8 protein-coding genes and 3 pseudogenes are annotated in these 14998 nt (G+C 40.2%); 5 read left to right on the top strand and 6 right to left on the bottom strand.

Annotation, left to right across the window (positions count from 1 at the left end; translation table 11 throughout):
- Positions 1–334: 334 nt before the first annotated feature.
- The 5 genes and pseudogenes from G4D73_RS01915 (at position 335) to G4D73_RS01895 (ending at position 5310) form a co-directional block, all read left to right on the top strand.
- Positions 335–906: pseudogene (locus G4D73_RS01915) on the top strand (thermostable hemolysin).
- 35 nt (positions 907–941) lie between these two features.
- Positions 942–2426 (top strand): AMP-binding protein, encoded by a 1485-nt coding sequence (locus tag G4D73_RS01910; RefSeq protein ID WP_228305182.1) that lies wholly within the window; start codon positions 942–944, stop codon positions 2424–2426.
- A gap of 75 nt (positions 2427–2501) precedes the next feature.
- A complete protein-coding gene (locus G4D73_RS01905; RefSeq protein ID WP_228305181.1) occupies positions 2502–3356 on the top strand; it encodes a TauD/TfdA family dioxygenase in 855 nt (284 codons plus the stop codon).
- 9 nt (positions 3357–3365) lie between these two features.
- Positions 3366–3641, top strand: coding sequence for a hypothetical protein (locus tag G4D73_RS01900; RefSeq protein WP_004646892.1), 276 nt, complete (start codon positions 3366–3368; stop codon positions 3639–3641).
- A 334-nt stretch (positions 3642–3975) separates the two neighbouring features.
- A pseudogene (locus G4D73_RS01895) lies at positions 3976–5310 on the top strand (ISNCY-like element ISAba32 family transposase).
- Between the two features lie 117 nt (positions 5311–5427).
- On the opposite strand, the gene G4D73_RS01890 reads toward G4D73_RS01895, so the two are convergent.
- The 6 genes and pseudogenes from G4D73_RS01890 to tssE all read right to left on the bottom strand — a co-directional run bounded on the left by G4D73_RS01890 (position 5428) and on the right by tssE (position 14933).
- Positions 5428–6189, bottom strand: a complete 762-nt coding sequence (locus tag G4D73_RS01890) for an OmpA family protein (RefSeq protein WP_410550537.1) — start codon at positions 6187–6189, stop codon at positions 5428–5430.
- Between the two features lie 185 nt (positions 6190–6374).
- Positions 6375–10210 (bottom strand): annotated as a pseudogene (tssM, locus tag G4D73_RS01885) (type VI secretion system membrane subunit TssM).
- Between the two features lie 34 nt (positions 10211–10244).
- Entirely contained in the window at positions 10245–11684 is a 1440-nt protein-coding gene (locus tag G4D73_RS01880; RefSeq protein WP_213687241.1) for a hypothetical protein, read from the bottom strand.
- Entirely contained in the window at positions 11681–12676 is a 996-nt protein-coding gene (gene tssG, locus G4D73_RS01875; RefSeq protein ID WP_213687240.1) for a type VI secretion system baseplate subunit TssG, read from the bottom strand. Before tssG ends, G4D73_RS01880 begins: the two co-directional genes overlap by 4 nt.
- Complete coding sequence (gene tssF / locus G4D73_RS01870) at positions 12640–14448, bottom strand: type VI secretion system baseplate subunit TssF (RefSeq protein ID WP_213687239.1); 1809 nt, start codon at positions 14446–14448, stop codon at positions 12640–12642. The genes tssG and tssF overlap by 37 nt, the downstream gene beginning before the upstream one ends.
- Complete coding sequence (gene tssE / locus G4D73_RS01865) at positions 14445–14933, bottom strand: type VI secretion system baseplate subunit TssE (RefSeq protein WP_213687238.1); 489 nt, start codon at positions 14931–14933, stop codon at positions 14445–14447. The genes tssF and tssE overlap by 4 nt, the downstream gene beginning before the upstream one ends.
- Positions 14934–14998: the final 65 nt, after the last annotated feature.

Below are 14998 nucleotides of genomic sequence, written 5' to 3'. Positions count from 1 at the left end.
AACAAGAGATAGGATTAACTTAAATTTTCAATCTTAAAATGCTCTTAAAAAAACCGGCCGTTCTCTGGATTTTTTATACACACAGCTTTTACATTCTTTTGCACAAAATTAAGAATTTTTTAAGTTTGGGCTTCTATCTTGAGTAGCAAGTTAATTTCGTGGTGTGAGCCAAATGATCAAGTTCAGTTTTGATCCTTATTTATCTAGTCAGATTCACTTTCTAACTACATATTTCAAACAGCTCAAATATAAGAAATAGACCCATCACAATAAATTTTTACTACAAGTACCTCCGGCGTATCCGGTAATTTCAGCACAGGATCAATCGCTACATTTGACTGTCAAAACTGTAGAACAAAGCGAGACACCTGAACGCCGTAGCCTGGAACATTTTATTCAGGAAAAATATCAGCAAGTCCATCAGGCCACTGTATCGAGCTTCTCTTCGACCCTGTTTGCCGGTTATCACGGAGCCGAGATGCAGGTGGTGATTGGTATGCAGCATTTAAATCAATTTAATGCCTTTCTGGAACAGTATCTCGATGAACCCGTTGAAAACATATTAAGCAAACTGAGCCAGACCAGGGTCAGCCGAGACAAAGTAGTAGAAATTGGCAATCTGGCAGCACTAGATATGGACAAAGCCAAACTGATGGTGGCCTTTCTGGTTTTTCATCTCTCGCAGCAACACATCGAATGGGCAGTATGTACCGGAACAACTGCAGTACGTTATGTGCTGCAACAGATGGGATTACATTCCATGTACTTGAAAAGGCTGACCCGCAAGTCCTAGGAGAGGCACAGCACCTGTGGGGCAGCTATTACCAGCAGAAACCTTATGTCCTGGCGATTGATGTGGCAGAAGCCCTACAAGTCGCTCGTCAACTTTATCAATTTAGTCATTAAAGTATTTTGCTTGTTTACCGAGGCACAGAATTTAAATGATGACTGCTTTATTTGAACATATCAGCCTACAAGCACACCAGTATCCGCAGCGAGAAGCTGTGGTTACCGCACAGGCAACACTGAGCTATGCGGAACTACAACGGCGGATAGAATTATTGAGTACCAGTTTCATGCAGCTTAATCTGCGACGTCTGACCTTATGGGGCGTGAACAGCATCGACTGGATTGTGGTCGATCTTGCCGCACAAAAAGCCGGCATGACTGTAATACCTGTTCCTCTATTTTTTACTGTAGCCCAAGTACGGCATCTGCTTTCCGACAGCCAAACAGAGCTGCTCTGTATTCTGGATGAATCTTTCTGTGCACCAGAATGGCTGTTAAATCTGGCTCAAGACATGAGTAGAGATGAGATTTTTATTGCTGGCCAGCTACATGCGCGCTTTTTTCAGCTAGAGCAGGCAGTACAGCATTCACCTCCTTTACAAACCCAGCAGCCGGCAAAAATCACTTATACCTCAGGCAGTACCGGAACACCGAAAGGCGTGTGTCTGGTAGAAGATACCATAGAATCAATTACGCCTTCACTCAGTCAGGCACTGGCCAGCAGTCAGCTTGGACGGCATTTGTGCCTGATTCCATTTGCCACCTTGCTGGAAAATATTGCCGGCATTTATGTCGCACTGAGCATGGGACGCGCCGTAATTGTTGGCGAGGTGAGCCAGTTCGGTCTGGTATCTGACCATACTTTTGATACACAGCGGTTTGTAAATGCAGTGCAGAGCTATCAAATCGAAAGTGTGATTTTATTACCGCAGATGCTGAAAGCGATTGTGGAATATAGCGCTGAACACGGTGCTGCAGGGTTCAAGACGCTGAAATTTATTGCGGTCGGTGGAGGGAAAGTCTCTGCTGATTTACTCAAACAGTGCCAGCAACTTAACCTTCCGGTTTATGAGGGGTATGGCCTGTCCGAGTGTACCTCGGTAGTCAGCCTGAATCTGCCGGATGCACGCCGTATTGGCAGTGTGGGTCGGGTTTTACCGCATGTCGAAGTTGAGATTGCAGCCAACAGCGAAGTGGTGGTGAAAGGTAATGCCATGCTAGGTTATGTCAATGATAAGGCCGCGACACCGTATATTCATACGGGTGATGCCGGCTATTTTGATGAGGAAGGCTATTTGTACATTACCGGACGCATCAAGCAGATGATTATCAGCAGTTTTGGACGCAATATTTCCCCGGAATGGGTTGAGTCCAACAGTCTGACCGAGCCGGAAATCCAGCAGATTGCCATTTTTGGCGAAGCCCAGCCCTATCTGTCGGCTGTGATTTATGCCCCTAATGACACCTCAGACCAGCAACTGGTAGCAGCGATTCAACGGGCCAATAGCCGGATGTCAGACTATGCTCAGATCAAACACTGGTGTAGATCTCCAGAGCCATTTTCCCTGAACAAACCAGATGTTGACCGACAACGGCAAACTGCGCAGACAGCAGATCCAGCAAAAGTTTCAGGCTGAACTGATACCGGACGAGTCCCAATCTATTTTTGCATAGTTCACAGACCCATAGATCTGTTGAATGAGAGCGAACACATGAATATTGCACAGCAAGCTTTGCACACCACCCCTAAACAGATTAAAACGCAATTGGTAGAACAGGGCTGGGTTTTGTTAAGACATGAACACTATGACGTGACATCGTTTAGTGAGCTCATGAATAGGTTGTGCCAGCGGCTGACCTATGATCCGGCGCGGGAAAACATCACCCGGCAGTCCCAGAGAGTTGATGCCGGTACCCAGGCCATGGGACTACATATTGAAAATGGTACGACGCCTTTACCGCCCGATATCATCGCCTTTTTCAGTGAGAAAAGTGCTTCGCGCGGTTCGCAGACTACCTTATGTGATGGGCATGAAGTCTGGAAAAATATGTCGGATGCTCTCAAGCAGAAATTTGCCGAACCGATGATCATTAGCCGTTATTTACCCAAACCGATCTGGCAGAAATATGTGGCCACTGCCTTGAATATTGAAAATGCAGAGCAGGTCGGCCAGCAGGAGCTACAACATTTTATCCAGATGGTGCCTGGACAGCAGATTAGCCCGACACATGATGGGGGAGTGTACTACCATTTAAATATGCCGATGGTCCGCCATGACAATCTTAAGGGTGTTCCAGCCTTCGCCAATACCTTACTTGGGCCTTCTTACAATTATGAAAAACCCCGTTTTTATTTTGCAGACGGTTCAGAAATCAGTTCAGACTTACTCGCAGAACTGGCAGAGCGCTGTGAAACCCAGACTTCAGAAATTGACTGGCAGGATGGTGATCTGGTGATCATTGATAACAAACGCTTTATGCGTGGCTTAAGGAGCAGGCAAGGACGGGAAATATTTGCTATCGTTACCATAAGTACAGACGCGCCAGTGTTTCGATCCTCAACTTGAGATCATGTGATGCAACTCATTCAGTTTAATTTAGATTATTTAGACAAGACTTTATCTGATCAACAACGTATTGAATATAAACAAATTATTGACTATGAAATTGTCAAGGAAAGTATTTGTAGCTTGATATTTAAATTAAGCAGACAAACGAAATTAGCTGACCCTGAACAACAAGACGTACTTCAAAAAAATATAAATAAACTCATCTACATAAGAGATCATTTACAAATTCACGATAGAGCATCCATTCAAAAAATTATGGCTGAGATCAAGTCTTATCAATAATGATATTGATGTCATAGCCACGCAGATTTGCGTAAGCTTGCTTGCACGCAAATCGAGTAGCGATCTGATTTCTGCATAACTTATATTATGTTCATTAACAGATGCTTGACAGCGATGTCACTGGTTACATAAGCTGTCAAGCACAGCACCAACGATTGAAATGAGTTGCGGTAACGCAACTAAATTAGGGTGCTGTCGTAGAGATGTTATTTAACATAATATACATTATACGAAATTCACCTGTTAGAACCCATTTAAAGTGTCTATATTCTCACCAATAAAAATGTCTGGTTTATGATGGTTTTTATCACCATGGACTGGATATAAAATATAGATGCTGATCACTATGTCTGATAAAGAAATTCAACGTCTTGCAGTTCTGCAAGACGTTAGAGATCATCGTATTACCCAGGTCCGTGCTGCTGAAATCCTGAATCTTTCCACCCGTCAAATTACCCGGTTATTGCAGAAACTCAATCAAGATGGTGTCTCAGGTATGGCACATGCCAGTCGTGGTCAACCAGGTCATCGTCGCCATGATGACTTGTTAAAATCAAAGTGCCTTTCCATTATTGCTGAACATTTGCTGGGCTTTGGACCCACCTTGGCGCATGAGAAGCTCAGCAGCATGTTTGGTCTGCATATCCCTGTAGAAACGGTTCGTCGCTGGATGACTGCAAATGACCTGTGGATTCCTCGATCCAAGCGTCTGAAACGTCCGTATCAGCCTAGATATAACCGTGATTGCTTCGGTGAGCTGATCCAGATCGATGGCTCATATCATGACTGGTTTGAAGGCCGAGCTTCCAAATGCTGCTTGCTGGTTTATATCGATGACGCCACTGGAAAGCTGTTGCATCTGCGCTTTTGTGAGGCTGAAACGACCTTTGATTATATGCTTTCAACCCGAGCCTACATTGAGCAATACGGCAAGCCTTTAGCGTTTTATAGCGATAAACACTCGGTATTCCGAGTGAATCAGAAATCGAGCCAAGATAGCCAGATCACGCAATTTGGGCGGATTCTGAATGAGTTAAATATTGATATTATCTTCGCCAACTCACCCTAGGCCAAAGGCCGTGTGGAACGTGCCAATAGAACACTCCAGGATCGCCTGATCAAGGAAATGCGCCTAGAAGGTATCTGTTCAATTGCCGAGGCAAATGCCTGGCTGCCCTGCTTTATTGAGCATTTCAATCAGAAGTTTGCCAAGTGTGCGCGAAACTCAAAGAATTTACATCGGCCATTAACCGAATCTGATCTTGAACTGGATGATATTTTTACCTGGCAGGAACCGCGTAAGGTCACCAAGAATCTGCCCCTGACCTATGACAAATGTATTTATCTGCTTGAACCGATAGAGCTGAATCATAAGCTTGTTGGGCAATATATTTCATTTCTGGAGTACCCGGATGGGACTGTGGCCCTCATGCACGAGGGACGAAAGCTCAACTACAGCATTTTCAATAAATTAGCTGGGCTACAGCAGAATGAGATCGTTGAGAATAAACGGTTAGGTACAGTTCTGGCACATATTCAGCAACAGCATGAAGAGTTGGAAAAACAGAATAAACGTTCCCGTCTCAAGAAAAGTATGCCGAGTCGTAAAGCTCAGAAAGCTGTTATTGAACAAAGAAAGTTAAATCCTGTGCTTGACTCTTGTGGTTAAAAACAGGACATTTTAAATGGTTTATCGCATAGACATTTTAATTGGTGAATAACAACGATTGATATACTCATATAAGTCATTCACCATATACTTATAGCTGCTCAAGCAACTTAAACGTTAAAGCACTTCAAATTCAATCCGACGATTTCTCTTACGACCCTCAGCTGTTGCATTATCCGCTACAGGTTTACTTGAACCTGAACCTTCAGTACTCAGTAAATGCGCTGGAAGATTTTTTGCGATTAAATAAGCTTTTACTGCTTCTGCACGTTGCTGACTCAACATGAGATTTTTATTAGTATCGCCTGAACTATCCGTATGTCCAATAATCCGTATCTTTTTTCCGCTAACTTTATTTAAGGCACTGACCATTTCATCCAGTATCTGTATACCTGAAGTTGCTAATATTGCACTGCCAGATTCAAATTCAATAATCCGGTTCTTTAATGCAGCATCAATAATCTTCTGTTCTGCCTGATTGACTGAAAGCTGTGCATTTAAACGGTAATTTTCGGGTGTTAAACCCTTAAATCTTTCTGTAGTATCATGAATTTCATAAGAATTTGATACTTTACCCGTTAGCTGAATATCAGAACCTTTAATTGTTAACATTCCGTGTTTAACCTTTTTAAGGTCTTCATTAATCACATCAGTGACTATATTTGACCAATCCGTTGGTGCTACTACTTGACGAATTTGAATGCGATCTATCACATTTTCCTGACCATAAATTGAATACAATTTCGCCAAAATAGCTTGCTTACTACTGTTATTCGGTACATTACCTTCAGCAATTACAGGTTGTGCATGCACATTAAAACCAATTAAAAAACAGAATAAAATAATGATTTTATTTAACTTTAAGTATTTATTTTTTATTTTCATTTTATGCTTCTATAAATGTTTATTTAATTAATTTAATGCTTTGAGTCAGGCTTATCTGACTCTCAGTTAAAGACTATTCTAGTACCGCCAACCTTGAATTATTTTCTACACTAAAATTGGTTGTTTTTAATTCATATCAATTCACCCACGTGATCCATTTACAATATGATTGATGAGTATCATGGCGCTAAAGTTCCTGTGTTTGCAGCAGTCGTCTTAGTTATCCGAGCTGTTTTTCCTGACATCGTCGTATTCTGTGCTGCGACCACTCTTACTGCTTTATATTCGAAACAACCTGATCCACCAACTGTAAATTGCTATAACTTGGATTACTTCCGATAGAACTTGCATTATTTCCACTCACCAAACGAAAATTGGTCTTCACAAATAGTTCAGGATTCTCTTTACTGCGCCAGACCATCTCAAAAATATTGCCTTTTTGTGTACGCTGAGCACTATCAATCAAACGATTGATTCCATATTCCCCAGGCTCATCAAAAATGGTATGGGTCTTCCCTTCCAAATCAATCACCGTGATCCGTGCGCCTGGAATTGCGCCGGAATTTGGCCAGATAAAATTCACCCATTGTTGAATTCCGTTTTCAAATAGCATTCTTTGTCCATCAATATCAATGGTATAAGCCAATAAATGAGCCTGTTCCAGTGGGTAAAACTGGAAATTAGATTGATTGGGTCTCACTGCCTGACGACTGGTATTATTTAACTCACCAGTTGCCATACCATTCACAGGCGCGACATAATTTTGAAAGTTTGCAACAAACACAGGATTTAGATTAAGCCCTAAATCTTGCCAGGTTTTCGAGCTTAAGCTATAGCCACGACGGATCACTAAGGGATCAAGATGCTCTTTGACAAAACGGGAAATACTGCCATTTTCACCAAAAATCTGATTAATTTCTTGAGAGGTTGCCTGTAAGCTACCTTGACTGCTAAACGGATATTTTTGCGATAAATTTGCATTAAATGGTTGATAGGCCTGTATTAGCCAGAGTTCGTTCATTTCAGCTTGTGCCGGAAGCATCAGACTTTCAAAGGAACGTGTGAGAGGAACACTAAACAACTTTTTAATCAGCTGTTGATCCAGCTCATGGGTTCCTACCGACATTTTCTCATCCACAAACTTTTGGGTAATATTGAAGATAGAATTCTGTTCATCAATGGTCTGTTTAAGGAGCAGCATGCTCGCCGGACCAATATCTCCAGAACTTTTGAGATCATTAAAGCGACTCCGTATCTTGGCCAGAGATTGCATATACTCATCTAGCAGCGACCGGTTCTGCAAATCATCTCGTGTACGTACAATCTGGTAGAAGATCTGAAAGTCTTTGGCAATCATCCCCTGAGAGAAAGTCGATGCAGAATTCTGTGCCAACTTGCCATCATGACGTTGCAATATCTTGCGTTTAAACCAGGCAATAAAACCTTTTTGTGGAACCGCCAACTCAGCTTGTACCATTGGATTATCCCAGCTGGTTTCTTGCGCTACCCGTTGTATGACTTTACGAATCGGTGAGTTTTCTGGTTCGCCAAGAATATCTATCTGATATGTTTGCTGATTAAAGTCACCGGCCTTGGCATAATAAATGGCACCCAAGAATTTACGCCATTCGCTGATATATTCTTTTTTATACATTTCAGTCAGCTGGCGTCGAATTTGTTCAGGACTGCCACTAAAACTCAAATCATCAGACTGTGATGTATTAAGTACCCAATCTTTACTTTCAGTTGGGCTTTGCGCCGCGGTTTCTATGGCAGGTTGTACATATTCGTTCCAGGCTTGATAGCTATAAAAACCGGGTAAGGCATAACTTCCCAACATGGTTGTCTGAGCATTCTCCCCGACCATCTGTTTGATCGTTAATGCAGGAAAACGTACCAAAGCCCGCATTTTAATTTTGTTATATACACGATCTCGTGCAGACACTCCGGTCATCATCGCGGTTAAAACCTGGCGAGTCTGTTCAACCAGAACAGTATCGGAATCCAGCTGGGGAAATGAACTCGAATCTGTCAGTGTCATGGCATAGCTAAGTAACTGCTCGGCCTTTTGCAGCATTTCAGCACGTGGCAGCTGACCACGATGCTGATCCAGCCAAGTCCGCCAAAAACGTGTCAACTGATCGCTGAGATGACTGGAATCTATAGATTTACGGTTACTCAACATCAGATATATTTTAAGTGCATTATAAGCATCTTGCGGATTTTGGTCAGATGGTTCTAATGCGAGTTGCTGAACTTGTGCAGTCGGATTAATTTGCACATGAATATGATTTTCTTTAAGAACTGCTGCATTGTTTTTTACCCGTTGTAGATATTCTGCAATATTTTGCTGGCTGGGCTGCAATACTAATTGCTCAATTCCTTTAAAATATTCAGCTTGCAGTTTCTCCCTGATCTGTTGTCCTTGATATAGACCAAAACTGTATTTTAATGGGCGCTTCTGATCAAATTGATCTAACTGTTGTAGATGAGCTTGCAAAATTAATAATGCATCGATTTGTGTGACCAGCTCCGTTCCTGACTGTTTCTGCATCTGTACGACCTTATTCAGGTCCGCCTGAACTTCTTCCATTAATTGCTGATTATTTCGATAAGACCACACCCACAGACTCAACACCATCGATACAGTAAGTAAAGCACCAGTAAAAGCCATAAAGCGTCGGCGTTTTCGTGCCGGATTAATATGCTGCTTCACCAGATTTTTATCTTTAAGAATCACTTCAGAAAATAAACCTTTCAGAAAATAACCATGATTCTGTGATACAGACTCTTTAGACAGGCCAAGATCATGATTATCGCTGCGGATCAGATGAAATTCCTCAGCAATCTGTTCTGTCATTGGACTTTCAATTGAGCCTCCCTGTAAGGCACTGGTAAAATAAAATCCACGAAAAACCGGTTTAAACTGATAAGGATTGTCTTGGAATAAAGTGGAGATAAAGGTTCTTAATACCGGTTTGAGACTCTTAAATTCCAGTGGAAAGGTCATTACACTGGGTGAAATATGCTGTGAATGCCGACGGGTTAAATGGGTCATACTTACATTTTTCAGACCCTCATATAAAATGCCATAATGCTTTTCAAATAGCTGAACAGCATTTTCACTCGAGTCTGGTTGATAAGCCAACGTTGCGCCCCAAACCTGATCCAATTCTTGTCCTTGATAACAATCAAAAAATTCCGTGAAGCCGGCAATCAGGTCCATCTTGGAAAATACCAAATAAACTGGCGCAAAAACTTCTAGACGTTCAGTCAGGTCTTGAATACGGGCACGCAGGTTCTTGGCCAGTTGTAGAGATTTCTCCGGACTTTGATTGACCAACTCAGCGATACTTACGATCACAATAAGACCATTTACGGGCGCTTTAGAACGATTTTTCTTGAGAATATTTAAAAAGCCTAACCATTCAGAATGGTCCTCCGGATAGACTGAATAGCGTCCGGCTGTATCCAGGAAAATACCCTGAGTTGAAAAAAACCAGTCACAGTTTCGAGTTCCGCTAAGTCCGGCAGAGACCATTTTCTGATGAGTTTCTTCAAAAGGAAACCGCAAAACGGAATGATAAATCGCCGAGCTTTTCCCAGCCGCCGGGTTACCGATGACCATATACCAAGGAAGTTCATACAGTGCCGCGTGACCCTTACGATCGCCTAATTTTGACTTACGAATCAGCTGAATAGATTGTTTGACTTGCTGACTGATCTGCTGAAGTTCTTCTTTATTATTGTATTTGCTTTCAGCTGCAAAACCTTGAGATAAGGCAGTCTCGATTTCTTCACCCTTTTTAGTATGCAGATAACACCGGATAAGTGTATAAATCCCCCAGCCTATTAATATGGCGACATAGACGGTCAGCAATATCCAGAAAATGCGATCAGAAACCGTATTTTTTATAGAAATAATGACCACTAAAAAGGATAAGGCCATCATTGTTTTAGGGTTGCTAATGTACTGCCAGACATACCCCAGCACTGTATAAAATAATGTATTCACTTTTATCTCTTTTTTCTTTAATTTTTATAAATAGTTAGGCTACTAATGAGATTTCATTCAGTTGATCACTTTCTTTATTTTTAAAACATAAATAGCTTGATTCTTGTTGTGTGCTATAGCTTATTGTAATGACATTGTCGTATAGATATGATGACATCATCGCTGCAAAAACTGCTGCCAATTGTTGGGTATGCCCCAAATAGCTTTGAGGATAAATGGTATGCTCCGGCTCAAAATCAATATTAGTAAATTTTTCTTGTATTATTTTCATTGTTTTAGACTGAGTGGCTTCATCTAAGAAAACTAAAAAAGGATGTGCCTGTTCCAGCTGATAGGACAGATCAACCTGATTCTGACCCAAGTACGCATATAGGTCAGTGACGTACTTGCTGAGAGTCAATATTCGTGAAGGCATCATTCCCTCAACCTCTAAGTCATGTGCGGATAAACACCAGCTGGCAGTATATTCTGCAGCAATATAGTCTTCATTTTTCCAAAATTGCTGATCTAGATAATCCTGATCAATTTCAGAATCCGCCATAATGATCAGGCTGATCTCATATGATTGACCTGAAATTTCCTTTACTAAATCTAGTAAGGCTGAATAAGCACGATCAGCAGACAGGAAATGAAACTCGATATGAATTTGGGCAGGCAGCAATGCATATTGTTGTTGAATTTGACTTATAAGCTGCTCTTGATAGAGATCACTCCAATCCCCAGTCATATGATCCACCAATAAAATATGCAGATTCAGCCTATTTAATCGACTTGCTGCTGTTGGATTAGAGGCAATATTTTCTTCATCTTCACAGTAGTTTTCCTGTATCCATCCCGGATGTATTCGATATTGATAAGCCAGTTCGTGATCATAAAATAGTGCTGAACGTTTTAACTGTTCCGAAATTAAGCTCAGACTTTCTTCATGCTGTTGGAGTTGTTGTTGAATCAACTGTTGAATTCGTTGTTCCCGTAATGTCGGAAGCATTTCTTCATTAGTTCTGTTTTCTTCAAGTAAGCGGTCTACAGAATGAATGCGATATGTCAATATAGGTAGACCAAAACGATTTAGCAGTTCTGAGTCCAGCTCAGGACTCTTGAACTGCTTCATGTGCTGCAAGATCTCTGCATTTTCGCCAAAACTGTGCCAAGCGGCAGCTGAAAAAATATTGAGCGTGTAATCCTCAATCGCTTGATCCAATTCTTCTTTATTTTCTAATTCTTGCTGTTGTGCTTGAAGAGATTTATGAGCCCTATCCTTTTGTTCTTGCTGTCTTTGTTTATAGGATTTTACAGCTTTATAAATAAAATAAGGTGTTAATAACAACAAGCAAATTAACAAAGGTAAAATGCCAAAATATAATAGGAAATCAATATTTGATGGATCGTATTGAGTATCTCGCCAGTAATAAATGACAAGAACATTGTTTAAAACGGATAAAACTATAAAAGTCTGAATAATACGCTTAATCATGACATTTTTCCTATCAGGCTATAGCAGGTTTCCGCATTGTGGATTGCCGGATTCAGCATTAATAAAGCTCCTCTGGCTAGCCCCATCGAATGTACTTCTCCAAGTTGGGCTGGGCATAATTCATCTTTGTCTAGAATCAACCGAAGATCCACTAACATGGTCGGGCTACACCAGGTTTGAAGTAACTGTTTCAATTTAGCGCTATGTATTCCTTCAGATAAAAAATTTATATAGTCTTCACGTTTTAATGGACCAATGACGATTTCAATTTTTTCATCAATTTGCTGAATGGTCTCTCCACAGAAGCTGTTGATTCCCAGTAAAACTGGTTGCAAAGCTCCCAAACCGCTTTTTTGCTGATCATCCAGTTGAAAGCTTTCCGGAATAAACTCATTAATCTTAAATTGATATTTAAAAATACAAGACAATATGCTGCTTAACGCATAATGGGTATTATTTTGCCCCTGCATCAAGCCTGAAAACTCAGCAAAATAGTCATCTATAGGTTGCTGTTCATGTTGTTGACCGCTATAGCCACTCAAAGCATGAAGCATGTTTAGATAATGATTTTCCTGCTCAACTTCATAACGCATTGGTAAATGATAGTTCAAACAGGCATCGACATATTGGGCGGTTAATTTATGATTAAATAGTCCGAGAAAGTGTAAGCTTTCTTCTCTGTGTGCCCGGGTACTCTGTTTAATTTTATTTGTATAGATATAAGGTAATACGCCCTGTACGCCAGTCAACCCTACGATTAAATTGGTCATCTGCACTTTATGATCTTCACATTGCAATGATTCAATTTCAGAAGTCGGAAAATTAAGATTGAGTGAACTAATAAATTGAAATGATTTACTCCATTCTTGATGTCTGTTTCGTTCAGGTGCATGTCTTAATAATCGCGTGGCTTGAATAAATTCAAAGCTGGTCGGCTGCTGAAAGAGCCGATCAACTACAGAAGCCTTTTGCCACCAACATTCTGTATGCATTGGTATAACTCCTGTTTTGACTTTGAATCTATGACGTGCATATCCACATAACTATTCATTTGAACTTTCAAATTAAAAATATGATTTAAAAGTTGCACAAAGATATACAGACTGGCTCCTCTAAAGACTTCTGGATCGATCTGGATTTCAACTTTGACACCCCGTACAAAAAGTGGAAATGGTTTATGCTCACGCAACTTCTGGCTCAGAGAAAACTGGATCGATTGAATTGAATTAATAATTAGCCGGTTGTCTTTGGATTGCGGCAAGTTATACAGTTCAAGTAATTCCTTAAGGTGACTGACTGCATTTGCTTTCATTAAAGAAAGATTATTCAATGATAAATGCGAGATAATTCGCCACTGTTCTTGCTGCTTTTGATCAAAACAATAAGGTAAATTGGGTCTTTTTAATAATATGGCTTTACGTGCCAAACTATTGTCATTGAGAGATAAGTTATTCTGATCTTTGTTATAACTTTCATAAGGTAAATCCCGATTGCTGCATAACAACTGCATACTGATAAAGTCTGATGAATTTTTTTGTGGTTCTAAAGATTTGGAAATAATCGAATATTTCAGTTCTGTATGCTTGGTATTACTTTGCTCGGGCAACAGGTGATAATAAAATTGAGCATCAGCCTGATGATAATGACTCATGGCAAAAAAAGGTAATACGGGATAAGTTTTTTGACTGTTCTCGCGTTTCTCTCTCAATAACTTCATTTCGGTGATCGCATATACCTGAAAATATTCAGGATGATGTACATCACTTATTAATGAATATTCCAGGCGCAGATGATCAATTTTTTGTGGCTCAGCCTGTTTAGGGAATAAATTTATAACTGGTGTCGCAAATAATTTGAAATTAGCGCTATTTAATTCTGAATAATTTCTGATCATAGCTTGATCATTCAGATTTATTTTAAAATGAATGTGTAGCTCAAATTCTGCGGTTTCTATATTTAATTCTCTTAAAAAACTCAGATTGAGGTTAAGAAAATTAAATTTTTCTGGAAAGCAAAAATACTCGATTAATAAACGATAGGCATGATGAGTATGTTGATCAACTGGGAGCGCACTTTCCGCTTCAGTAAATCCCATTAGTTCAAATGGATTTTGAATATCAATCTCTTGATTCTGTACTATTACAGAAAAACCAGTCTCTGGCTTAAAAATACAATCTAGTACTTGCAATGGAAAGCTGGAAATTGCATCCAGATAAATAGGTAATTTTTGTTGTTCCAACAGTCGCTGCTGCTGGTTAAAAATTTCAAAACCAAAGCTCAAGGTTGCATTTCGATTTAAATGAACATGAGTCGAAGCATGGGTTTTAAAATTAACAGATTTTAAGGCGATTGGTAATAAATTAACCTGGTTTGTCGTACGATACTCACACTGTACCCCACGGATACTTTTTGATTTTAATACAGTTTGCTTGGGAATCTGCTGGCTACTTTTAAGCTGTCGGATTTTAATGGCATCGTCAAAACTGACCACTGAACATGCTGGAAAAGGTTTAAGGTACTGTGGAAACATCACCTCAAAAATAGCACGTGTAAATACTTCATAACTATCGTGCAGTTTCTTATCGATCCGGGCAGAAATCAGGGAAAATGCCTGAATCAGTCTTTCGATATGCGGATCATCAATCTGCTCTTGATTCAACGAAAGGCGTTGGGCAATTTTTGGGTATTTATTGGCAAACTCTCGTGATTGTTGCCCAAATTCCTGTAATTGCTTTTCGTAATAAGGTAATAATTCTTCGATCACAGCACACCTGCTGATGTTTTAGACAAAATTACGTATTGTTGCGTAGTAGGCTTTAGGAATGCGTCAAAAATTACGGGTTCATATAGAGGATAAATATTTAAAAATGCCTGAATACTTAGACACAGACTTCCCCTATTATGCTCATCCATCAGCATCTCGACTTTTACCTGTGTTAAGCGTGGTTCATGCGCGTGAATAGAATGTTCAATCGAGCGGCAGATTTTATCCCGGTCCATTGGATTCGCCGTTGAAAGACCTACAAAATCAATGATGCCAAATTGAAGAATTGAACGTTTGACCTGGTCATAACTGTCATCTACATCCAAGTTAACTAAACGAGTATTCAACAGATCTTCCAGATCGGCAGCCACTGACTCTCTCAAAGCCTGTAAAGAAAGGCCTTGAGAACATTGAATATCCTGAGACAATAGACGGTCAAATAATGTTGTTCTAAATCCGTAAGGATAAAGCTGATCCAAATTCATATTGTTATAGTCTAATTTTATTTATTTTTATAAATATCAGAGAGGCTGATCAAGACCAACCTCTA

It is taken from the genome of Acinetobacter sp. WY4, from assembly GCF_018438165.1.
GTDB lineage: Bacteria > Pseudomonadota > Gammaproteobacteria > Pseudomonadales > Moraxellaceae > Acinetobacter.
Note: the sequence above shows the minus strand (reverse complement) of the source record. Positions and strands in the feature narration are given on the sequence as shown.